Origin of the sequence: Streptomyces sp. NPDC021020 (genome assembly GCF_044333285.1) — a bacterium.
In the GTDB taxonomy this organism is placed as follows: domain Bacteria; phylum Actinomycetota; class Actinomycetes; order Streptomycetales; family Streptomycetaceae; genus Actinacidiphila.
Window position 1 is genome coordinate 1 of sequence record NZ_JBIRQQ010000005.1, and the last position, 21,972, is coordinate 21,972.

Genomic DNA, 21,972 nt, shown 5'->3' on the forward strand with positions numbered 1-21,972 from the left:
GTGGTCATAGCGTTAGGGAAACGCCCGGTTACATTCCGAACCCGGAAGCTAAGCCTTTCAGCGCCGATGGTACTGCAGGGGGGACCCTGTGGGAGAGTAGGACACCGCCGAACAATTTTTGAGAAGAGCGTCAGCCCCCGTGCCCAGCACGGGGGCTGACGCTCTTTTGCGTTGACGCTCTTTTGCGTTCAGGGGCCCTACGGCCCCGGGGTCACTTCGCCGCCGCCGCGGCGATCGGCAGCGGGTCCAGGGGCTCGCGGCCGAGGAGGTCGGCGAGGTCCGGGGTGGTGCGGGCCAGGAAGCCGTGGCGGACGGCCGAGGCGATCGAGGCGAGCATCGGGGGCTGGAAGGGGAGCAGCCCCGGCGTCTCCAGCAGCCGGCGGCGGTATTCGGTGAGGTCGAGCTCGCGGTGCGGGGCGCCCAGCTCGGCGGCCACCTGCGCTGCCGTGATCGGCGTGCCGACCAGGTCGTAGACGCGGTTCCGGTGTGCGGCGGGGTCGGCGGCGACCACGGCGGCGGCCTCGGCGAGGTCGTCCCGGGCGACCGCGGCAAGGGCGCCGCCGCCGAAGGGGGAATCGACGCCGCCGTCACCCGACGGCGTCAGGAGGGCGCCGAACAGCTCGGCGTACAGGCCGTTGCGGAGGATCGTCCAGGGCAGCCCGCTCGCCTCGACCAGGCGCTCGGTCGCGCGGTGGGCCAGGGCGAAGCCGAGGTGGTCGCCCGCGGTCGTCAGGCTCGTGTAGACGACGTGGCCGACCCCGTCCCGTACCGCCGCGTCCAGCGCTGCCGAGTGGCGGCGGATCACCACGTCGTCCTCGGCGTACCCGGCGGAGACCAGGACGAGGGTCGTCACACCGGAGAGGTCGAGGGTTGCGGGGGCGTCGAAGTCGAGAGGGCGTATGCCCTCCGCCGGGGTGCGGCTGCCGCCCAGCGCCTTTTCGCCGCGGGCGCGCAGGGCCGCACGCGTGGCCTTGCCGAGGTTTCCGTTCGCTCCGGTCACCAGGATCATGATCAGTCGCAGTCTTCCGTCGTCGTTCTCGGTGGGTCGTGCTCAGCGGTCCCGGCCGTTCTCGGTCGTTCTCGGCCGCCGTGGTTCTCTTCGGTAACTACGCTTGATCCTCGATCGGCCGCCCACCGGCCACAAGGAGGCATTTCGATGTCCGTCACGCACACCGCGGTAACCGCCCCGGTCAGCGAGCCGCTGACGCCCGCCGCCCTCGACCCGTGCGGGCTGCCGGAGCACCCGGACTGCGGTATCCGGGACGTCCTGGACCGGATCGGGGACAAGTGGTCGGTGCTGGTGATCGTCGAGCTGGCGAGCGGGCCGCGGCGCTTCCGGGAGCTGCAGCGGGCGATCGACGGCATCTCGCAGCGCATGCTCACCCTCACCGTGCGCCGGCTGGAGCGCGACGGGCTCGTGCTGCGTACCGTCTACCCGACCGTCCCGGCGCAGGTCGACTACCGGCTGACGGAGACCGGCGCCGGGCTCACCCACCTGGTCAAAGCGCTCGCGGACTGGTCGCTCGCCCACCGCGGTGTCATCGCCGAGGCCCGGCACGCGTACGACGGCGCCCACCCCGACCACGACATCCGCTGAGGCCGACGCGGGTCATCACCGTCGGCCCACGCGCCGGCGCCGCCTAGAGTGGGTCCGTGCAGTATGAACTGATCATCTTCGACAACGACGGCGTGCTCGTCGACAGCGAGCCGATCTCCAACCGCATCCTCGCGCAGTGCCTCACCGAGGCGGGCTACCCGACCACGACCGAGGAGTCGGTCCGGGACTTCATGGGCGCGGCCATGCACCGCGTGCACGACGTCGTACGGGAGCGGCACGGCGGGGTGCTGCCGGAGGGGTTCGACGCGTCCTACCACGGGCGGGTCTTCGCGGCGTTCGAGCGGGAGCTGCGGGCGGTCGAGGGGGCCGGGACGGTGCTGGAGAAGCTGGCGGCGGACGGGGTGCCGTACTGCCTGGCGTCGTCGGCGACGCACGAGCGGATCAGGGTCGCGCTGCGGACGACGGGGCTCTACGGGCGCTTCGACGAGCGGCGGCTGTTCTCCGCGCAGGACGTGGGCCGCGGCAAGCCCGCGCCGGACCTCTTCCTGCACGCCGCCCGCACGATGGGCGTGGCGCCCGAGCGGTGCGTGGTCGTCGAGGACAGCGCGCTCGGGGTGGCGGCGGCGCGGGCGGCCGGGATGGACGTCTTCGGCTACACCGCGATGACGCCGGCCGCGAAGCTCGGGGACGCGACCGCGCTCTTCGGCGGGATGGCCGAGCTGCCCGCCCTGCTCTTCGGCTGAGCGGGCGGCCGTCCCAGGTCAGAGGTGACGCCGGATCGTGACGCCGGACACCTACTCAACCGTAGCTTTCGCGTCTAGCGTGCTCGCTCATGAGCGACGCAAGCGACGTCCGCGACGTCACCCAGCCCGCCCGGCCGCTGCGGCTGGGCCGCGCCGCCCTGGCGGTGAGCTTCTTCGCGCAGGGGGCGCTCTTCGCGCTGCTGGTCACCCGGATTCCGGCGATCCAGGACCGCTACGGGATCAGCGACGGGCTGCTGCCGGCCTTCCTGGCGGCGGTGCCGATCCTGGCAGGCGTCGGCAGCGTCGTGACCGAGCAGCTGGTGCGGCGGGTGCGGCCGAGCGTGGTGCTGCGCTGGGTGCAGCCGGTCGTCGCGCTCGTGCTGGTCGGGCTCGGGGCCGGGGACCGGATGTGGGCGGCCGCGGTGACGCTCGCGCTCTTCGGGGTGTGCGTCGGCGGGCTGGACGCCTCGATGAACATGCTCGGGGTCAGCCTCCAGCGGGCGTACGGGCGCAGCATCATGCTCGGCTTCCACGCCGCCTACAGCCTCGGCGGCATCGTCGGGTCGGTGCTGGCCTGGTCGGGGGCGCACTGGCACATCGAGCTGGTGACGGTCTACGCGCCCTTCACAGCGGTGATGATCCCGCTGACGCTCGTCGCGAGCCGCTGGTACCGCGACGCCGACGACGGGCCCGCCGTGCCGGAGGCCGCACCGGGGAAGGACGCACGCGGCCCGCAGGTCGCGATGCGCGTGCTGCTGCCGCTGTGCCTCGTGATGACCTTCGCCTACATCGGCGACTCGACCGTCTCCAACTGGAGCGCGAAATACCTCCAGGACACCCTGCACAGCTCCGACCAGCTCTCCACCGTCCCCTACGCCGTCTACATGGTCACCACGCTCCTCGGCCGCTCGGTCGGCGACTTCGGGGTGCGGCGGTACGGGGCCGCGCCCGTCGTGCGGCTCGGGACGGTGGTGGCGGTCGCGGGCTTCGCGGTGGTGGCGGCGGCGCCGGGGGCGTGGGTCGGCATGCTGGGCTTCACGCTGCTGGGCTTCGGGCTGTGCGTGATCGTGCCGCAGACCTTCGCGGCGGCCGGGCGGATGTTCCCGCACGCATCGGACGCGGCCATCGCGCGGCTGAACGTCTTCAACTACGTCGGCTTCCTCGTCGGCTCGCCGCTGGTGGGCGCGCTGGGCGACGCCTGGAGCTACCGCGGCGCCATGCTCGTACCGATGGTGCTGGTGGCGGCGACACTGCATTACGCCAGGTCCTTCGGGGCGGCGGGCGGCGGGTACGGTGTCGGCCATGAGCGGCCGAGCACTGTTGATGTGGGATGAGCGGGTCACCGGCTACGACTTCGGTCCCGGGCACCCGATGGACCCGGTACGGCTGACGCTCACCCGGGATCTGGTGCGGGCGGTCGGGCTGGACCGGGCGCTGACGGTGGTGGCGGCGCCGCCCGCGGGGGAGTCGACGCTCGCGCTCGTCCACGACGGGGACTACATGGCCGCGGTGCGGCGCGCGGGCGAGGACCCGGACGCGGTGCGGACCTCCTACGCCGCCTTCGCCGGGTACGGGCTGGGCACCACGGACAATCCCGTCTTCCCGCGGATGCACGAGGTCTCGGCGCTGATCGCGGGCCAGTCGGTCGCGGCGGCGGAGGCGGTGTGGCGCGGCGAGGCACGGCACGCCGTCAACTTCACCGGCGGGCTGCACCACGCGATGCCCGGCGCGGCCTCCGGTTTCTGCGTCTACAACGACGCGGCCCTCGCGGTGGCGCGGCTGCTGGAGCTGGGCGCGGAGCGGGTCGCGTACGTCGACGTGGACGTCCACCACGGGGACGGGGTGCAGGCGGCCTTCTGGGACGACCCGCGGGTCATGACGGTGTCGCTGCACGAGCACCCGCGCACCCTCTTCCCGCACACCAGCGGCTGGGCGGAGGAGACGGGCGGCCCGGACGCGGAGGGCGGCGCCGTCAACGTGGCGCTTCCCGCGGGCACGGGTGACGCGGGCTGGCTGCGGGCCTTCCACGCGGTGGTGCCCGAGCTGCTGGCCGCCTTCCGGCCGCAGGTGCTGGTCAGCCAGCACGGGGCGGACACGCACGTCGAGGACCCGCTGGCGCACCTGGCGGTGACGGTGGACGCGCAGCGGGCGGTGGCCGAGGCCTGCCACGCGCTGGCGCACGAGCACGCGGGCGGGCGCTGGGTGGCGCTGGGCGGCGGCGGGTACGCGGTCGCCGACGTGGTGCCGCGTACCTGGACGCACCTGGTGGCGATCGCCGCAGGGGAGCCGCTCGCGCCGGGCACGCAGGTGCCGGAGGAGTGGCGGCACGAGGTGTACGCGCGGACCCGGCAGCCCGCGCCGCTGCGGATGACGGACGGGCGCGAGCCGCGCTGGACGGGCTTCGAGGAGGCCGGCTACGACCCGGCCGACCGGCTGGACCAGGCCATCCTGGCGACCCGCCGGGCCGCCTTCCCGCTGCACGGGCTGCTTCCGTAACCGGTGCGGGGAAGGGCCGGGGCCGGACCGGACGGGTTTCCGGCGGGTGAATTCGGCCGGTTCCGGGTGCCGCGGGGCGGGCGGGCCGGGACGATCATGGCGTGGTGAGTGTCGGCGCGCTGCGCGCGCATCTGGAGGCGACGGGCCTGGCCGGCAAGGTGGGCACGCCGCGGGAGAAGAGCCTGTCGAGCTACCGGCTGTTCGCCGCGCGGGATCCGCGGCTGACGCTGGGCCTGGATCCGCAGGGGGCCTGGGACGTACCGGAGTTGCTGCGGCTGATGGCGGACCGGTGCGGGGTGTCGCCCGATCCGGCGCACACCTCGGGTCAGGAGGCGATCGATCCGGACTGCACGGTCGCGGCGCTGGACGCGTTCGCCGAGCGGCTGGCGCGGGCCGCACGTGACCGTATTCCGATCCTCTTGGGCACAGGACATCCACACCGTCTCCTCGGTTTCTACGCATCCTTGGCGGCCGCGCTCTCGGCGGCAGGATGTGTCGTCCTCACCCCTGCGTATGGCCCGGGAGTGGACATGCGCACGCAGTTCGGCGTACGCCGCCACCTCCTGCGCTACGTCGGAGGGGTCGCCGTCGTCCGTCCCGCGGCCACGGAGGGTGACGACGGGCCGGTCGAGCCGGGGGCGCACACCCACTCGCCGCTGCCGGTCAGAGCGGCCCTCGCGGCGGCCGCGGAAGACGGCGGAATGCTGCCGGGACTCGTCGTCGGAGATCACGGATTCGTGTGCGGCGCAGGTCAGTTGGGTGTTGAAGCCATCGGGTTGGCGGACTGCGACGACCCCGCTGTTTTCGTCGCCGAGGCGGAGGGCAGCGTCTCGGTGGCGGTGCCGGTGGACGACGCCGTACGGTCCGATTACTACCGGCCATTGACGCGCTACGTGCTCAAACGCGCCTGGCTGTCACAGTAGTCATCCATAGGCAACTCCTCTTCCCCACATACCTCATGCGCCCCTAATCTGGGGGGGAGCGCACATGCCGCTTTGAGTCGCCGGAGGGGAAGCCGGTGCCCGGCGTGTGCGGAAGGTTCAGGTGTGACATGGCTACTACTGAAACGCGCCCTCTGAACGAGGTCGTCTTTCTCACCGTCGCCGAAGTTGCGGCGGTGATGCGGGTCTCGAAGATGACGGTGTACCGCCTGGTGCACAGCGGTCATCTGCCGGCGATTCGCGTGGGCCGCTCGTTCCGGGTTCCGGAGCAGGCCGTCCACGAGTACCTCCGGGAGTCGTACGTGGGGGTGGAATCTGCCTGAGAACGCCCTGGCGGGCAGATGACGGCTTGGATCGGGCCTCGTTTATGCCCCTCCGCTCGGGGCGGGTAGGCTAGGCCGACGAAGGTCGTGTGGGCTCGGACGCCCCGCACCGAGTGAAACCGAAGCGAGGGTAGTCGTGGGCTCAGTCATCAAGAAGCGGCGCAAGCGTATGGCCAAGAAGAAGCACCGCAAGCTGCTCAAGCGCACGCGCGTTCAGCGTCGCAACAAGAAGTAGCAGCCGCCCCCGCCCCCGGCGGGGACGAGCGCGGGCGACCTTCCGGCCCTGCGGCCGCCGTCCCGCTTCCTGCCCTCCCCCACCGCCTCCGGGCGGAGGGGGAGGGCAGTGCGCTGTCCGGGCCCGGACGCTCGGGTCGTACGGGAACGGGAACGGGAACGGGCGCGGGTCGGCGCGGTGACGGGTCTGTGTCGGGGCGGGCGGCGTACGGGCGCAGGGGATACGGTGCGAGTGTTCCCCTGAGGAGGCGCTGAGCGTGAGCGAGGGCAGAGTGGGCGGCGGCGTGGTGCTCGTCACGGGCGCGGCGCGGCAGTTGGGCGGGCGGTTCGTCCGGCGCATCCAGCGCGATCCGGCGGTGGCCCGGGTCGTCGCCGTCGACGCGGTGCCCCCCGAGCACGACCTCGGCGACGCCGAGTTCGTCCGGGCCGACATCCGGCAGCCGATGATCGCCAGGGTGCTGGCCCAGCACGGCGTCGACACCGTCGTCCACCTGGACGTGACCGGCACCCCGCTGGGCTCCGGCGGGCGCACCCAGGCCAAGGAGACCAACGTCATCGGCACGATGCAGCTGCTCGGCGCGTGCCAGAAGGCCCCCACCGTACGGCGGCTGGTCGTGAAGTCGACCACGAGCGTCTACGGCTCCGCGCCGCGCGACCCCGCGGTCTTCCGCGAGACGACCCCGGTCAAGTCGCTGCCCAGCGGCGGCTTCGCGAAGGACGCGGTCGAGGTCGAGGGGTACGTGCGCGGCTTCGCGCGGCGCCGCCCGGACGTCGCGGTGGCGGTGCTGCGCTTCGCGAACATCCTCGGGCCGACCGCCGACACCCCGCTCGCGGAGTTCTTCAAGCTGCCGGTGCTGCCGACCGTCTTCGGCTACGACCCGCGGCTGCAGTTCGTGCACGAGGACGACGTCGTCGACGTGCTGGTGCTGGCCTCCCGCGAGGCCCGCCGCGGCACCCTCAACAGCGGCACGTTCAACATCGCCGGGGACGGCGTGCTGCTGCTGTCGCAGACCGCGCGGCGGCTCGGCAAGCCCACCGTGCCGGTGCTGCTGCCCGCGGTGACCTGGATCGGGCAGCTGCTGCGCACCGTCGCGGTCACCGACTTCTCGCCCGAGCAGATCCGGCTGCTCACGCACGGGCGGGTGGTCGACACCCGCGAGATGCGCCACACGCTCGGCTTCACCCCGACCTACACCACCGCCGAGGCCTTCCACGACTTCGCCCGCGCGCACGGGCCCGGGCTGCTGCCCCCGCGGCTGCTCGCCGCCGGAGTGGACCGGCTCGCGGCGGCGGTCCCGGGCGGTTCGGGCGGTGCGCGGTGAGCGAGGCTGCGCGCAGGGACGCTTCAGGTACGGCGGAAAAAGGAGCAGGGGCCGTGGGCGACGCGAAGGTGATCCCGTTCGACGAGGGGGCCCGCGGGCGGCGCGCCGCCGCTTCCGCTTCCGGCCGGGGAGCGCATTCCGCTTCGGGCGGCGCGGCCGCCGACGGTGCTGCCGCGCCGGGGATCCCCGCGCAGGCCGCGGGCGGGGCGCGTACGGGCGCGGACGCCGGGCAGGAGGACGCGGCCGCGGGCCCGGGCGGCGGGCTGCTCGGGGCGGTCGCGGGACGGCTGCTGGGCGACGACTGGGACCGCAGGGTCGCCTCGGGGCTGGCCTTCCTGCGCCGCCGGGTGACGGGCGACTACGAGGTCGACGAATTCGGCTACGACGCCGAGCTGACCGACCAGGTCCTGATGTCGGTACTGCGGCCGCTGTACGAGTCGTACTTCCGCGTCGAGGTCCGCGGTATCGAGAACATCCCCGCCGAGGGCGGCGCGCTCGTCGTCTCCAACCACTCCGGCACGCTGCCGCTGGACGCCCTCATGACCCAGGTCGCGGTGCACGACCACCACCCGGCCAAGCGGCATCTGCGGCTGCTCGCCGCGGACCTGGTCTTCGTGCTCCCGCTGGTCAACGAGCTGGCCCGGAAGGCCGGCCACACCCTGGCCTGCGCGGAGGACGCGGAGATCCTGCTGGAGCGGGGCGAGGTCGTCGGGGTCATGCCGGAGGGCTTCAAGGGCATCGGCAAGCCCTTCGCCGACCGCTACAAGCTCCAGCGCTTCGGCCGCGGCGGCTTCGTCGCGACCGCGCTCAAGACCGGGGTGCCGATCGTGCCGTGCTCGGTGGTGGGCGCGGAGGAGACGTACCCGATGCTCGGGAACGCGAGGACCGTCGCCCGGCTGCTGGGCCTGCCCTACTTCCCGCTGACCCCGACCTTCCCGTGGCTCGGCCCCGCCGGCGTGATTCCGCTTCCCACGAAATGGGTGATCCAGTTCGGCGAGCCGATCCCCACGGACGGCTACCCGCCGGAGGCGGCGGAGGACCCGATGCTCGTGTTCAACCTGACGGACCAGGTACGCGAAACGATTCAGCACACGCTGTACGAGCTGCTGGTGCAGCGGAGGTCGGTGTTCTTCTGAGGCTGCGCCTCGGCGCCGGGTACGCCCGGGGGCGCGGGGAACTGCGCGAGCAACCAACCACCGGCGGGTGGTCCGGTACGGACCGTACTGCCCCTTCGGGCCGGTGGCGACGTGACGGTACGTCGTGGCTGGTCGCGCAGTTCCCCGCGCCCCTGAAAACGCTCACCCGGCGCGGCAGCGCCTTACTCGTCGTCCTCCGACGTGCCCAGGCCCAGGCCGGGCAGGAGGCCCGGGAGGAGCGGGGGCAGGGTCACGGAGTGGTCGTCGGGCGGGGGGGACGTCGGGGTCGCCGGAGCCGTGAGGCCGGGCAGCGGCCCGAGCGGGTTCGTGCCGCCGATCAGGCCCTGCGGCGAGGTCGTCGTGGACGGCGACGGGGTCGCCCCGGGCGTACCGTCCGCGCCGGGCGCCGCGCCCGACGGCGCCGAGGGCGCGGCGGACGCGCTGCCGGTCGACCCGCCGCCCGTACCGCCGGAGCCGGAGCCGCGGGGCTCCTTCGTCTTCGGCTGGGGCAGCAGCCCCTGGAGCGGCGCGACCTCCTGGTCTATGGCGTCGAAGACCGAGGAGACCTGGTCGGAGACGTCGGTGAGCTGGCTGGGCAGCTTGCCGCGCAGATCCGTCCAGCCCTGGCGGTGGGCCTCCGTGAAGTTGTTGAGCGTCTCGATCGGCTGGAGGTCGCCGTCCTGCTGGTACGCCTGGCTGAGCAGCTTGTGGCCCTCGGTGGCCTCCTGGTGCATGCCCGACAGGGCCTTGCGCACCTCGGCCACCGACTCGTCGTCGAGGTGGCCGCCGCGGCCGCGGTCCATGAGGCGGCGGGCCTCCTGGAGCCGGGTGGACGCCATGTCGAGGTAGAGCTTGCCGCGCGAGGCGTCGCCGCTGGCCATGTCGAGCTTGAGGTCTTCCATACCGCGTTTGAGCGGGTAGAGCGTGTCGCCGGGCAGCGCGTTGGTGCTGGCCGCGGCGACGCCGCCGAAGGCGCCCGCGGCGACGCTGACGGTGAGCCCGCCGACCGCGAGCCGCCGCGACAGCTTGCTGCCCGGGGTGAGCCGGCGCAGCCCGCTCCTGCTGCCCTTGCCGCCCTTGCCGTCGCCGCGCTGCTCGGGCACCCGGGCGGTGACCGGGAAGCTGCCGTCGGCGAGGGCCTGCTCCATGGCGGCGATGAGCTGGGCGCGCTGCACGGCCTTGCGCTCGGGGTCGAGCGTGGGCCGCGGCTGCTCGGCCAGCGCCGTGGCGAGGGCCAGCAGGGCGGCCTGCTCGGGGTCGGCGTGCCGGGCCGCCGAGTGGCTGCCGTGCCCGGCACCGGACGCGCCGGGCCGACGGCCGGCCGCGGTGCCTTCCTGGCCGGCCTCGGCGCCTTCGCGCTCGTCAAGGGCCTCGCGGTCCTCAAGCGCCTGGGCGAAGGCGTTCGCCCGGCGGTGTGCCGTTGCCTGTCCGATCACGCGCGGCACCTCCTCTCGTCATCCACACTCGACTCCCCGCACCGCCCGGGGGTTGCGCGGCCCTTCCGCCTTGCACCCGAACGGGTGAAAAGCGAAGTGCGCGGGGCGGTGCGCGGGTGTCCGCATGGGAAGCAACGAGCACCGCGCCAGTTGGGTTACGCAGGTGTGATGATCGTGCGGTGCCACGGGGGGCTCACCTCGCGTCATCCGGGAGGAGCCTGGCCAGCGTGCGGACGGCGCGGTATTGCAGCGTCTTGATCGCGCCCTCGTTCTTTCCCATGACCCGGGCCGTCTCGGCGACCGAAAGCCCTTGCAGGAAGCGCAGTGTCACGCATTCCTGCTGCTGCGGGTTGAGTTTGCGCACCGCGGTCAGCAGCGCCTCGTTGGACAGCGACTCCAGGACCGAATCCTCGGGACTTCGTTCGACCTCGTTCGCGTCGAGCATTTCGCCGGTGGTCACTTCCAGTCGGAATCGGCTCGACTTGAAGTGGTCGGCGACCAGATTGCGCGCAATGGTGACCAGCCATGCGCCGAAGTCGCGGCCCTGCCAGGTGAAGGTGCCGATACGGCGCAGGGCGCGCAGAAAGGTCTCGCTGGTCAGGTCCTCGGCCGTCGCCTTGGAGCCGACCCGGTAGTAGATGTAGCGGTAGACGGTGTCGCTGTAGTGGTCGTAGAGCCGGCCGAAGGCCTCGGTCTCGCCGTCCTGCGCGCGTTCGACGAGGTCCATCATGCGGCCGGAGTCGGTGTCGGCGGCGGGGCGGCGCGGCTGGGCGCCTGGGGCGGCGGCGTGGGTACCGGCGGAGCCCGAGCTGTTGCGGGTGCGTCTGCCTGCGGCTGTGCTGACTTCGGCCAGCGCGTACGCGGGCCCGGGGACGGTGGGACCTGACGTGGCGAGGGCGGGCACGGCGTGCGCGGGGACGGCGCACACCAGGTGCCGGAGCACCATGGCACGCAGCGCAGCCAGGCCGGAGGTGTCAACCCCGTCGTGTGGGTACACGGGACTCCCAGAGGCAGAACTTCCATCACGAGCAGTACGGGACCGTTCACCCGTCGTGGCGACGTGTGGGTACCGGATTGCGTCTGAGGAGAATAACGCTTCGTACAGGAGACGCTACACCGAGTTGCGCAAATCGTCGTTTACGCCATTTCCTGTGCGGATTGACGATCGATCAATTATCGAACAAGCGGCTGTTGTTGACCACTTCCGTTCGTGAACAGCTCGCGCAGAGGCCGTGATGTGACCGTGTGCGTGCCGTGCGCGCGGGCGCACACCCGCCGGCTCCACGGGGCCGTACGATGGCGGGCCCTTCGCGCGCGCGGCCGTGCGCGGGCGCGGCTACTTGCGGCGGCTACCTGCGGCGGCGGCTGATCGCGACCGCCGCGGCCGTACCGCCCGCGAGCGCGCCCAGGCCCGCGGCGGCCGGGATGCCGACCCGGGCCGCCTTGCGCCCGGTGCGGTAGTCGCGCAGCCGCCAGCCCTCGGCCCGCGCGTGCCTGCGCAGCCGGCTGTCGGGGTTGATCGCGTACGGGTGGCCGACGAGCGACAGTATCGGGATGTCGTTGTGCGAGTCGCTGTACGCGGCGCACGCCGACAGGTCCAGATCCTCGCTCGCGGCCAGCGCGCGCACCGCCTCGGCCTTCGCCGGACCGTGCAGCGGCTCGCCGACCAACCGGCCGGTGTACACCCCGTCCACCGACTCCGCGACCGTGCCCAGCGCGCCGGTCAGGCCCAGCCGGCGGGCGATGATCGTCGCCGTCTCCACCGGCGCGGCCGTCACCAGCCACACCCGCTGGCCCGCGTCCAGGTGCGCCTGCGCCAGCGCCCGCGTACCCGGCCAGATCTTGCCGGCCATGTACTCGTCGTAGATCTCCTCGCCGATCGCCATCAGCTCCTCGACGCGGTGCCCCTTGACGATCGACAGTGCGCTGTCCCGCGCGTCCCGCATGTGCTCGGGGTCCTCGGAGCCGGCCATCCGGAAGTACGCCTGCTGCCACGCGAAGCGCAGCAGATCCTGCGTGTCGAAGAAATGCCGCTTGTACAGGCCGCGGGCGAAGTGGAAGATCGCGGCGCCCTGCATCACGGTGTTGTCGAGGTCGAAGAACGCGGCGGCCCGCGGATCCCCGGCGTCGGGGAAGGCGGCCTCCTCCGTACCGTCCTTCTCCTGCGGTGCGGCACCGTCGGGAGCGGGGTCTTCCGGCCGGGGCGTCGTCGCGAGCGCCGCCTCCGCGGCGGCCTCGCCGGCCTCCACACTCCGCTGCGTGGCGGACTGCCTGCGGGGGGTGAGCCATTTGAGAGCGGCCATGCCGTCGAGCATAACGACCCCGTGCGACAGGCCCGGTTCGCGCACGATGCCGGTGCGTGAACCGGCCGTGTCGGCCAGGAGTCACAATGAGCGGATGAGCGGTACGACGAACGAGGACATGGCGGCCGTCCGGACGGTGACGCTGATCGGCAAGCCGGGGTGCCATCTGTGCGACGACGCCCGCACGGTGGTGCGGGAGGTCGCCGCCGCGACCGGGGCGGTCGTCCTGGAGCAGGACATCACGCAGGACGACGAGCTGTACCGGCGGTACTGGGAGCAGATCCCCGTCGTGCTGGTCGACGGCGAGCAGCACACCTTCTGGCGCGTCGACCGCGCCCGCCTCCACCGCGCCCTCACCTCCTGACCCCTCCCGGCTCGCTCTCCCGCGCATCGCGCGAGGTCGGGTAGGATCGGGGGCGTTTTGTACGGCCGGGGGCGTTTGTGCGAGGAGTGTGCCGAGTGCCCTCGGTGGAAGCAGCCGCGGCGAGCGGATTCGCCGTCGTGGACGTCGAGGCGACGGGCTCGTCCTCGCGGCGGCACCGCGTCGTCGAGGTCGCCGTCGTGCTGCTCGGGCCCGATCTCGCCCCGGAGGGCGAGTTCAGCACGCTCGTCGATCCGCTCGGGCCCGTGGGGCCGACCCACATCCACGGCATCGAGCCCGCCCACCTGAGCGGGGCACCGCACTTCGCCGGGATCGCCGGACGGCTCCTCGCGCTGCTGCGCGGCCGGGTGCTGGTCGGGCACAACGTCGGCTGCGACCGCGCCTTCCTCGCCGCCGAGTACGCGCGGATCGGGATACGGCTGCCGGCCGTACCCGAGCTGTGCACGATGCAGATGGCCGCCGCGTACGCCACCGGCGACACCTACGGGCTGTCGTTGCGCGCGTGTGCCCGCGCGCTGGGGCTCGGTGGTGAGGTCCCCCACACCGCGCTGGGGGACGCCCGGACGGCAGCGGCGCTTTTCGGCCACTTCGTGGCGGAGACGGGTACGGTCGGAGCGGAGTCGGCCGTGCGCGCGCTGCGGGAGCGGTTGTCGCAGGCAGCGGAAGTGCGCTGGCCCGAGGCCGGTGGCCTGCCGCGTCCGGCGGACGCTTTGTGGAAGCGGCGCAGCAACGTTTCGCCGGGGCAGTACGTGCCCAATGTCCGACATGGGAGTGCGTGATGCCCATCACTTCCGCCGGGCAAATCGGACACCATCTTTGTGCACGCGTTCACAAAGACATAGCCTGGCGTGCACGGGGCGGCTCCAACGACCGTGGCCGCTCTCAGCCCAGCTCTACCCGCAGGAGCACCGTGGCAACTGGCCGATCGCACCGACCGGCGACCCGCAGCCGAGGGATCCCCGAGGCCACCGTCGCCAGGCTTCCGCTGTACCTGAGGGCCCTGACCGCTCTGTCCGAGCGCTCGGTGCCCACCGTGTCCTCGGAGGAACTCGCCGCTGCCGCCGGGGTCAACTCGGCCAAGCTGCGCAAGGACTTCTCCTACCTCGGCTCGTACGGGACCAGGGGCGTCGGCTACGACGTCGAATACCTCGTCTACCAGATCAGCCGGGAATTGGGCCTCACCCAGGACTGGCCGGTCGTCATCGTCGGTATCGGCAACCTCGGCGCCGCGCTCGCCAACTACGGCGGCTTCGCCTCCCGCGGTTTCCGGGTGGCCGCGCTGCTGGACGCCGACGCGGGGCTCGCCGGGCGGCTGGTCGCGGGCCTGCCGGTGCGGCACATCGACGAGCTGGAGAGCATCGTCGCCGACAACCAGGTGTCCATCGGCGTCATCGCGACGCCCGCGGGCGCCGCGCAGGAGGTCACCGACCGGCTGGTCGGCGCGGGTGTCACCTCCATCCTGAACTTCGCCCCGACCGTGCTGACCGTGCCGGACGGCGTGGACGTGCGCAAGGTGGACCTGTCCATAGAGCTGCAGATCCTCGCCTTCCACGAGCAGCGCAAGGCCGGCGAGGGCGAGAACGGCCGCCAGGAACCGGACGGGGACGTTCCCGCCGTGATGCCGGCATGAGTTTGCTGGTCGTCGGTCTGTCGCACCGCAGCGCGCCGGTGAGCGTGCTGGAGCGCGCGGCGCTGAGCGCGGACGCGCGCGCCAAGCTGCTCCAGGACACGCTCGCCGCCGAGCCCGCGAGCGAGGCCGTGGCGCTGTCGACGTGCAACCGCATCGAGCTGTACGCGGACGTCGACAAATTCCACGCCGGTGTCGCCGAGCTGTCCACGCTGCTGGCGCGGCACAGCGAGGTCGGCCTCGACGAGCTGACGCCGCATCTGTACGTCCACTACGAGGACCGCGCCGTCCACCACCTGCTGTCGGTGGCGTGCGGCCTGGACTCGATGGTCGTCGGCGAGGGCCAGATCCTCGGCCAGATCAAGGACGCGCTCGCCGTCGGGCAGGAGCTGCACACCGCCGGCCGGCTGCTCAACGACCTCTTCCAGCAGGCCCTGCGGGTCGGCAAGCGCGCGCACTCCGAGACCGGCATCGACCGCGCCGGGCAGTCCCTGGTGACCTTCGGCCTGGCCCAGCTCGCCCCCGCGACCGGCCCGCTGGCCGGCAAGCGCGCCCTGGTCGTCGGCGCCGGCTCCATGTCGTCGCTGGCCGCGGCCACCCTGGCGCGCTCCGGCGTGGCCCGCGTGACGATCGCCAACCGCACCCCCGAGCGGGCCGTACGGCTCGCCGCCCAGCTCACCGAGCAGGGCACGCAGGCGTCCGCGGTGGGCATGGCCAAGCTCACGGCCGCGATCGCGGACGCCGACCTCGTGGTGTCGTGCACCGGCTCGACCGGCCTGGTGCTCACCGCCGACGACCTCGCGGCGACCGGCCCGCTGGCCGTTCTCGACCTGGCGATGCCGCGCGACGTCGACCCGGCGGCGCACGACCTGGACCACGTCCACCTCGTCGACATCGAGTCGCTCGCCGCCGCGTCCGCGGACGCGCCCATGGCCGCCGACGTGGAGGCCGTGCAGGGCATCGTCGCCGAGGAGGTCGCCGCCTTCGGCGCCGCCCAGCGCGCCGCCCGCATCACCCCGACCGTGGTCGCGCTGCGCGCGATGGCCGCCGACGTCGTCGCGGGCGAACTCGCACGGCTCGACGGCCGGCTCCCCGACCTGGACGACAAGCAACGCGCGGAGATCGGCCAGACCGTCCGCCGCGTCGTGGACAAACTCCTGCACGCGCCGACCGTGCGCGTCAAGCAGCTCGCGGGCGAGCCCGGCGGTGCCGGGTACGCCGACGCGCTGCGGGAACTCTTCGACCTCGACCCGCAGGCGGTCGCCGCCGTCAGCCGGGCCGAGACCCCCAGGCCCGCAGCGGCCCGGGTGCCCGACCGAATCGAGAGCGGCGATGACTAACCCGGCGAACACCCCCGCGGACACCTCCGCGAATCCCCCCGCAACCCCGGCGACCACCCCCGCGCCCCCGTCCGGCGGCCCAGGGCGCGCACTGCGCCTGGGCACCCGGCGCAGCAAGCTCGCCATGGCCCAGTCCGGCATGATCGCCGACCGGGTCCGCGCCCTGACCGGCCGGGAGGTGGAGCTCGTCGAGATCACCACCTACGGCGACGTCTCCCGCGAGAGCCTGGCCCAGATCGGCGGCACCGGCGTCTTCGTGTCCGCGCTGCGCGACGCGCTGCTGTCCGGCGAGATCGACTTCGCCGTGCACAGCCTCAAGGACCTGCCCACCGCGCCGCCCGAAGGCCTGGTGCTGGCGGCCGTGCCCGTACGCGAGGACCCGCGCGACGCGCTGGTCGCCCGCTCCGGGCTGACCTTCACCGCCCTCCCGCCCGGCGCGCGGATCGGCACCGGCTCGCCGCGCCGCATGGCGCAGCTCAACGCGTGGGCGCGGTCACACGGCCAGGACATCGAGACCGTTCCGATCCGTGGCAACGTTGACACCAGGATCGGGTACGTTACTTCCGGCAAGCTCGACGCCGTCGTGCTGGCTGCCGCCGGGCTGAACCGTATCGGCAGGATCGCCGAGGCGACCGAGCTGATCTCCACCGACGCCGTACTGCCCGCTCCCGGACAGGGTGCGCTGGCCGTCGAGTGCGCCGCTTCGGACCCGGAGCTGGCCGCACGGCTCGCCGAGCTCGACGACCCGGACACCCGGGCCGCCGTGACCGCCGAACGATCCCTGCTCGCCGCCCTCGAGGCCGGCTGCAGCGCCCCTGTGGGCGCGCTGGCCGACCTTGTGGACGACGGGCAGACCACCGAGCTGCGCCTGCGCGGCGTCGTCGGCACCACCGACGGCACCGAACTGGTGCAGATGTCCATCACCGGCCGCGTTCCGGCGTCCGGCGACGAGGCGCGTGCCCTGGGCCGCGAACTCGCCGCCGAGATGCTCGCGAAGGGCGCGGCGGGTCTTATGGGGGAGCGCTCACTTTGAACCCCGCCGCCGTCGCTACGACCAACCCTGTGACCGGCGCGGCCGGTGCGGCACTGCCGGCCGGCAACGCCGCAAGCCCCGGCCCCGCCGGGCGGACCGTCCACGGTCACGTCACCTTCCTCGGTGCCGGGCCCGGTGACCCCGGGCTGCTGACCCTGCGTGCCGTCGAAGCGCTCGCCCTCGCCGACCTGCTGGTCGGCGACCGCTCCGTGCTCGACGTCGTCCGCACCCACGCCCGTGCGGACGTCGGCACCGCCGAGCCGTCCGGCGACACCGCCGAGGCAGCCGAACCGGCCGCCACCGCCGCGGTGTTGGACACCTCCGCCCTCGCCGATGCCGCTGCCCAGCTTGTCATGGCGTCCGCGCGCACCGGCAAGCGGGTCGTCCGCGCGGTCGCCGGCGACCCCGGCCTGGACGCCTGCGCCGCCGCCGAGATGCTCGCGTGCGCGCAGGCCGGCATCCCCTTCGAGGTCGTGCCGGGTGTCGCCACCGAGGTCGGCGTGCCCGCGTACGCCGGAGTGCCGCTCGACGGCGGGGTGCGCTTCGTGGACGCCCCGACCGCCTCGCAGCGCTGCTGGACCGAGGCGGGCGCCAGCGACGCCACGCTGGTGGTCTCCACCACGCTCCAGACCGTCGCCGCCACCGCCGCCGAGCTGATCGGCGCCGGCCGCAAGCCCGACACCCCGCTGGCGGTCACCGTCGCCGGCACCACCACCCGGCAGCGCACCTGGACCGCGACGCTCGCGACCATCGCCGCCGAGCTCAAGGCCACCAAGGCGCTGCCCACGCCCGAGGACTCGGTCGCGGCCATAGCCGTGGTCGGCGAGCGCGCCGGGCGGCGCGAGCACCTGTCGTGGTTCGAGACCAAGCCGCTGTTCGGCTGGCGGGTGCTCGTACCGCGCACCAAGGAGCAGGCCGCCTCGCTCTCCGACCAGCTGCGCTCGTACGGCGCCGTGCCGCACGAGGTGCCGACCATCGCCGTGGAGCCGCCGCGCACCCCGCAGCAGATGGAACGCGCGGTCAAGGGCCTGGTCACGGGCCGCTACGAGTGGATCGCCTTCACGTCCGTCAACGCGGTCAAGGCGGTGCGCGAGAAGTTCGAGGAGTACGGGCTCGACGCGCGTGCCTTCGCCGGGATAAAGGTCGCCGCGGTCGGCGAGCAGACCGCGCAGGCCCTCGTCGAATTCGGCGTCAAGCCCGACCTGGTGCCCAGCGGCGAGCAGTCCGCCGCGGGCCTCCTGGAGGACTGGCCGCCGTACGACCCGGTCTTCGACCCGATCGACCGCGTCTTCCTGCCGCGCGCCGACATCGCGACCGAGACGCTCGTCGCGGGCCTCGTCGACCTCGGCTGGGAGGTCGACGACGTCACCGCCTACCGCACGGTGCGCGCCTCGCCGCCGCCGGCGGACACCCGCGAGGCGATCAAGGGCGGCGGCTTTGACGCGGTGCTCTTCACGTCGTCCTCGACGGTACGCAACCTCGTCGGCATCGCCGGGAAGCCGCACAACGTGACCGTCATCGCCTGCATCGGGCCGGCGACGGCCAAGACCGCGGAGGAGCACGGGCTCCGGGTCGACGTGATGGCCCCGGAGCCGTCGGTGCACGCCCTCGCGCAGGCCCTCGCGGACTTCGGCGCGTCGCGCCGCGACGCGGCGGTCCTCGCGGGCGACCCCGTCACGAGGCCGAGCGAACGCCGTCCCGGCGCGCGCCGCCGCCGCGTCTGACCTGCGGTCGGCTTGAGGGCACCGGATCCGCGTCCGGGCGAGCGATTGCGCTGCGGCGCCGGGCAACCACCAGGGGCGCGGGGAACTGCGCGAGCAACCACCCACCGGCCGGTGGTCCGGTACGGACCGAACTGCCCCTTCGGGCCGGTGACGACGTGCACCACGGTGGTGGGCTGGTCGCGCAGTTCCCCGCGCCCCTAAAAACGCTCGCCCGGCGCGGCAGGCGCGGCCCCTCGCGGAGGCCGCCCCGCGCCCCCGGGGGCGCACCCCGTAGCCGCGAGCCCGACTTCGCGTCGGGAAGAGCACGGCGCGCGCGGGCGTACCGTGGATCGTATGGCTAGGTATGGGGAATTCCCCGGGGCGCGGCCCCGGCGTTTGCGGACGTCCGCGGCGATGCGCCGCCTGGTCGCGGAGACCAGGCTGGACCCCGCGCAGATGATCCTGCCCGCCTTCGTCCGGGAAGGCATCAGCGCGCCGCAGGCGATCTCCTCGATGCCCGGCGTCGTCCAGCACACCCGCGACACCCTGCGCAAGGCGGCCGCGGAGGCCGCAGCGGCGGGCGTCGGCGGCATCATGCTCTTCGGTGTGCCCGAGGTGAAGGACGCGGTGGGCAGCCAGGGCACGGACCCGGACGGGATCCTGCAGCAGGCGATCCGCGACGTCGTCGCGGAGGTCGGCGACTCGATGGTCGTCATGTCGGACCTGTGCCTGGACGAATTCACCGACCACGGCCACTGCGGCGTCCTGGACGCCCAGGGCCGGGTCGACAACGACGCGACGCTGGAGCGCTACGCCGAGATGGCGCAGGTCCAGGCGGACGCGGGCGTCCATGTCGTCGGGCCGTCCGGGATGATGGACGGCCAGGTCGGCGTGGTCCGCGAGGCGCTGGACGAGATCGGCCGGCAGGACGTGGCGATCCTGGCGTACACCGCGAAATACTCCTCCGCCTTCTACGGGCCCTTCCGCGAGGCCGTGGACTCCGGGCTCAAGGGCGACCGCAAGACCTACCAGCAGGACCCGGCGAACGCCCGCGAGTCGCTGCGCGAGCTGGCGCTGGACCTCGCCGAGGGCGCCGACATGGTCATGGTCAAGCCCGCGCTGCCGTACCTGGACGTGCTGACGAAGGTCGCGCAGTCCGTGGACGTGCCGGTGGCCGCCTACCAGGTCTCCGGCGAGTACGCGATGGTCGAGGCCGCGGCGGCGAACGGCTGGATCGACCGGGAGCGGGCGATCACCGAGACGCTGACCTCGATCCACCGGGCGGGCGCGACCATGATCCTCACCTACTGGGCGACCGAGGTCGCGCAGAACCTCTGACGGCGCGGCCCCGGCCGGAGCCCCGGCGGGGTCAGTCCCACCAGAACGTCCACGCGGTGCGGTCCAGCACCTCCTTGGCCGCGTACTCCTCCAGCGAGCCGCAGCCCTGGTCGATGTTGTCCGGGCAGAAGGCGTAGTGCTCGGCGGCCACCGCCGCGGCCTCCTCGGGCGTACGCGGCGGGGCGGCCACCGAGACGGTGAGGGTGTCGAAGCCGAGGCCCACCACGCGTATGCCGAAGCGCTCCTCCCACGAGCGCAGCACCGCGCACAGCCGGGCCACGTCGTTGTCGTGGTTGAGCGGGCCGCACCAGCCGATCGCGGCGGGTATGTCGGCGCTGCGGCGGGCGTGGACGAGGGCGACGCGCGCGGTCGCGGGCGCCGCGGCGGCAAGCTCTCCGGCGATCTCGGCCGCGCGCTCGTCCGGGTCGGCCTGCGGCGGCAGCGCGGGGGCGAGGCCGGGCCAGTCGTGGTGCGCCTCCTCGTCGTCCGCCTCCGCCTCCGCGTCGGCCCCCTCGTCTGAGTTGTCCTCCTCCTCGTCCTGCCACGCCTCGCCCGTCCAGTACCCGGCGAGCACCTCCTCGGCGTCGTGGTCGCCGGGGTAGGACATCGTCGCGGGGGACAGCTCCCAGCCCACGAGCGGGGATCCGTCGAGATTCAGCAGCACCGGGAGGAGCCCCACCGCCCGTGCGGGCAGCGCGTCCGCCCAGGACTGCGGCCCCGCCGCCAGCTCGGCCATCCACAGCAGCGGCTCGGAGGCCGGGCCGTCCTCCGTGTCGTGCACGAGCCGGCCGGGCGGCAGGGTCAGGCCGAGGGAGGAGCCGGTCGGGTCGGCCGCGAGGGCCGGGAGCGGGTTGGGAAGCATCGCCATGCCCCGACTGTAGGGGGCGGGTCCGACAGCGGGTCACAATGGGCGGCGCGGACCGCCCAGTTCGCGGCCCGGCCGGTGTCGGTACGGGTGGCGGCGGGAAGCGCCCGGCGCGGTGGGGGAGAAGGCGAGCGGCACATGACGGTGAAAACGGTGACATCGGCGGCGTCCGACCTGCTGACCCGGGCGCGCGGCGGGGACGGCGACGCCTTCCGCGCGCTCACCGAACCGCACCGGCGCGAGCTGCTGGTGCACTGCTACCGCATGCTCGGCTCCCTCCAGGACGCCGAGGACACCCTCCAGGACAGCCTGCTCGCCGCCTGGCAGGGCCTCGACGGCTTCCAGGGGCGGGCCTCGCTGCGCACCTGGCTCTACCGGATCGCCACCAACCGCTGCCTCAACGCCCTGCGGTCGCAGGCCCGGCGGCCCGCCCAGGAGTGGAACGCGCCGGGGCTGAACCCGCCGGAGCCCTCGCGCATGGGCGAGGCGGTCTGGTTGGAGCCCTTCCCCGACGCGCTGCTCGCGGGCGCGATCGACGTGCCGCTCGGGCCCGAGGCCCGCTACGAGCAGACCGAGTCGATCTCGCTGGCCTTCGTGACCGCGCTGCAACTGCTGCCGCCGCGCCAGCTCGCGGTGCTCGTGCTGCGGGACGTGCTGGGTTTCCGGGCGAGCGAGGTCGCCGGGATGCTGGACACCACCGTCGAGTCGGTGACGAGCGCTCTCAAACGGGCCCGCGCGGGCCTCCAGCGCCACCGCGCCGCCGACCCCGGCGACGTGCCGCCGCCGGCCGCCGGATCGCCCGCCGAGGAGGAGATCCTGGCGCGCTTCGTGAGCGCGTACGAGGCCGCGGACATGGACGGGCTGATCGCGCTGTTCACCGACGACGTCTTCATGTCCATGCCGCCGGTGCCGTTCGAGTACGTCGGCGTGGACGCCGTGGGCCGCTTCTGCGCCGCGCTCTTCGGCGGCGGCCGCGCCTTCGACCTGGTGCCGAGCCGCGCCAACGGCCAGCCGGCCTTCGGGGTGTACCTGCGGGCGGCGGCGGGCGGCGAGCGGTACGGGATCGGCGTGATCGTGCTGGGGCTCAGCGGCGGCCGGGTGTGCGCGCTGAGCCGCTTCGAGGGGACCACCTACCCGTGGTTCGGGCTGCCGCCGTCGCTGCCGGCCGCCCCGGCGGGGCGCTGAGCGCGCG

22 protein-coding genes and 1 rRNA gene are annotated in these 21,972 nt (G+C 73.4%); 18 read left to right on the forward strand and 5 right to left on the reverse strand.

Going from position 1 to position 21,972, the window contains the following annotated elements; translation table 11 throughout:
- Nucleotides 1-113: ribosomal RNA gene (rrf, locus tag ACH4SL_RS15115) — 5S ribosomal RNA — on the forward strand; the annotation flags it as partial.
- 98 nt (nt 114-211) lie between these two features.
- On the opposite strand, the gene ACH4SL_RS15120 is transcribed toward rrf, so the two are convergent.
- Nucleotides 212-1,009 (reverse strand): NmrA family NAD(P)-binding protein, encoded by a 798-nt coding sequence (locus ACH4SL_RS15120; RefSeq protein ID WP_398445377.1) that lies wholly within the window; start codon nt 1,007-1,009, stop codon nt 212-214.
- 147 nt (nt 1,010-1,156) lie between these two features.
- Between ACH4SL_RS15120 and ACH4SL_RS15125 the strand changes: the two genes are divergently transcribed.
- From ACH4SL_RS15125 to ACH4SL_RS15165, 9 genes are all read left to right on the forward strand, one after another.
- Nucleotides 1,157-1,597, forward strand: a complete 441-nt coding sequence (locus ACH4SL_RS15125) for a winged helix-turn-helix transcriptional regulator (protein WP_398445379.1) — start codon at nt 1,157-1,159, stop codon at nt 1,595-1,597.
- A gap of 56 nt (nt 1,598-1,653) precedes the next feature.
- Nucleotides 1,654-2,301, forward strand: a complete 648-nt coding sequence (locus ACH4SL_RS15130; RefSeq protein ID WP_398445381.1) for an HAD family hydrolase — start codon at nt 1,654-1,656, stop codon at nt 2,299-2,301.
- 89 nt (nt 2,302-2,390) lie between these two features.
- The gene (locus ACH4SL_RS15135; RefSeq protein ID WP_398445383.1) at nt 2,391-3,635 is read left to right on the forward strand and encodes an MFS transporter; all 1,245 of its coding nucleotides are present in this window, start codon (nt 2,391-2,393) and stop codon (nt 3,633-3,635) included.
- The gene (locus tag ACH4SL_RS15140; RefSeq protein ID WP_398445386.1) at nt 3,604-4,797 is read left to right on the forward strand and encodes an acetoin utilization protein AcuC; all 1,194 of its coding nucleotides are present in this window, start codon (nt 3,604-3,606) and stop codon (nt 4,795-4,797) included. Before ACH4SL_RS15135 ends, ACH4SL_RS15140 begins: the two co-directional genes overlap by 32 nt.
- Nucleotides 4,798-4,898: 101 nt before the next feature.
- The gene (locus tag ACH4SL_RS15145; RefSeq protein WP_398445388.1) at nt 4,899-5,720 is read left to right on the forward strand and encodes a phosphatase; all 822 of its coding nucleotides are present in this window, start codon (nt 4,899-4,901) and stop codon (nt 5,718-5,720) included.
- 128 nt (nt 5,721-5,848) lie between these two features.
- The gene (locus tag ACH4SL_RS15150) at nt 5,849-6,061 is read left to right on the forward strand and encodes a helix-turn-helix domain-containing protein (RefSeq protein WP_031524045.1); all 213 of its coding nucleotides are present in this window, start codon (nt 5,849-5,851) and stop codon (nt 6,059-6,061) included.
- Nucleotides 6,062-6,197: 136 nt separating this feature from the next.
- Nucleotides 6,198-6,296 carry a 30S ribosomal protein bS22 gene (locus ACH4SL_RS15155; RefSeq protein WP_003948845.1) on the forward strand — a complete coding sequence of 33 codons (99 nt, stop codon included), beginning with the start codon at nt 6,198-6,200 and terminating at the stop codon, nt 6,294-6,296.
- 256 nt (nt 6,297-6,552) lie between these two features.
- A complete protein-coding gene (locus ACH4SL_RS15160) occupies nt 6,553-7,617 on the forward strand; it encodes an NAD-dependent epimerase/dehydratase family protein (RefSeq protein WP_398445390.1) in 1,065 nt (354 codons plus the stop codon).
- Between the two features lie 53 nt (nt 7,618-7,670).
- Complete coding sequence (locus ACH4SL_RS15165) at nt 7,671-8,753, forward strand: lysophospholipid acyltransferase family protein (protein WP_398445392.1); 1,083 nt, start codon at nt 7,671-7,673, stop codon at nt 8,751-8,753.
- 182 nt (nt 8,754-8,935) lie between these two features.
- Here ACH4SL_RS15165 and ACH4SL_RS15170 read toward each other — a convergent pair whose 3' ends face one another.
- From ACH4SL_RS15170 to ACH4SL_RS15180, 3 genes are all read right to left on the reverse strand, one after another.
- Nucleotides 8,936-10,189 (reverse strand): DUF5667 domain-containing protein, encoded by a 1,254-nt coding sequence (locus tag ACH4SL_RS15170; RefSeq protein ID WP_398445394.1) that lies wholly within the window; start codon nt 10,187-10,189, stop codon nt 8,936-8,938.
- A gap of 193 nt (nt 10,190-10,382) precedes the next feature.
- The gene (locus ACH4SL_RS15175) at nt 10,383-11,186 is read right to left on the reverse strand and encodes an ECF subfamily RNA polymerase sigma factor, BldN family (RefSeq protein ID WP_398445396.1); all 804 of its coding nucleotides are present in this window, start codon (nt 11,184-11,186) and stop codon (nt 10,383-10,385) included.
- A gap of 352 nt (nt 11,187-11,538) precedes the next feature.
- Nucleotides 11,539-12,492, reverse strand: coding sequence for an HAD family hydrolase (locus tag ACH4SL_RS15180; protein WP_398445398.1), 954 nt, complete (start codon nt 12,490-12,492; stop codon nt 11,539-11,541).
- 94 nt (nt 12,493-12,586) lie between these two features.
- Here ACH4SL_RS15180 and ACH4SL_RS15185 point away from each other — a divergent pair, with 94 nt between their 5' ends.
- The 7 genes from ACH4SL_RS15185 to hemB all read left to right on the forward strand — a co-directional run bounded on the left by ACH4SL_RS15185 (nt 12,587) and on the right by hemB (nt 19,915).
- A complete protein-coding gene (locus ACH4SL_RS15185) occupies nt 12,587-12,856 on the forward strand; it encodes a glutaredoxin family protein (protein WP_398445400.1) in 270 nt (89 codons plus the stop codon).
- A 95-nt stretch (nt 12,857-12,951) separates the two neighbouring features.
- Nucleotides 12,952-13,653 (forward strand): exonuclease domain-containing protein, encoded by a 702-nt coding sequence (locus tag ACH4SL_RS15190; RefSeq protein WP_398445402.1) that lies wholly within the window; start codon nt 12,952-12,954, stop codon nt 13,651-13,653.
- Nucleotides 13,654-13,784: 131 nt separating this feature from the next.
- The gene (locus ACH4SL_RS15195; RefSeq protein WP_031524029.1) at nt 13,785-14,504 is read left to right on the forward strand and encodes a redox-sensing transcriptional repressor Rex; all 720 of its coding nucleotides are present in this window, start codon (nt 13,785-13,787) and stop codon (nt 14,502-14,504) included.
- Nucleotides 14,501-15,841 carry a glutamyl-tRNA reductase gene (locus tag ACH4SL_RS15200; RefSeq protein WP_398445405.1) on the forward strand — a complete coding sequence of 447 codons (1,341 nt, stop codon included), beginning with the start codon at nt 14,501-14,503 and terminating at the stop codon, nt 15,839-15,841. Before ACH4SL_RS15195 ends, ACH4SL_RS15200 begins: the two co-directional genes overlap by 4 nt.
- Nucleotides 15,834-16,874 carry a hydroxymethylbilane synthase gene (gene hemC / locus ACH4SL_RS15205; protein WP_398445407.1) on the forward strand — a complete coding sequence of 347 codons (1,041 nt, stop codon included), beginning with the start codon at nt 15,834-15,836 and terminating at the stop codon, nt 16,872-16,874. The genes ACH4SL_RS15200 and hemC overlap by 8 nt, the downstream gene beginning before the upstream one ends.
- Nucleotides 16,875-16,927: 53 nt before the next feature.
- On the forward strand, nt 16,928-18,598 hold the full coding sequence (locus ACH4SL_RS15210; protein ID WP_398446619.1) for a uroporphyrinogen-III synthase: 1,671 nt from the start codon (nt 16,928-16,930) through the stop codon (nt 18,596-18,598).
- A 333-nt stretch (nt 18,599-18,931) separates the two neighbouring features.
- Nucleotides 18,932-19,915, forward strand: coding sequence for a porphobilinogen synthase (hemB, locus tag ACH4SL_RS15215; RefSeq protein ID WP_398445409.1), 984 nt, complete (start codon nt 18,932-18,934; stop codon nt 19,913-19,915).
- 31 nt (nt 19,916-19,946) lie between these two features.
- Here hemB and ACH4SL_RS15220 read toward each other — a convergent pair whose 3' ends face one another.
- Complete coding sequence (locus tag ACH4SL_RS15220; protein WP_398445411.1) at nt 19,947-20,783, reverse strand: DUF4253 domain-containing protein; 837 nt, start codon at nt 20,781-20,783, stop codon at nt 19,947-19,949.
- A gap of 135 nt (nt 20,784-20,918) precedes the next feature.
- On the opposite strand from ACH4SL_RS15220, the gene ACH4SL_RS15225 reads away from it, so the two are divergent.
- Nucleotides 20,919-21,965 carry a sigma-70 family RNA polymerase sigma factor gene (locus ACH4SL_RS15225; RefSeq protein ID WP_398445413.1) on the forward strand — a complete coding sequence of 349 codons (1,047 nt, stop codon included), beginning with the start codon at nt 20,919-20,921 and terminating at the stop codon, nt 21,963-21,965.
- Nucleotides 21,966-21,972: the final 7 nt, after the last annotated feature.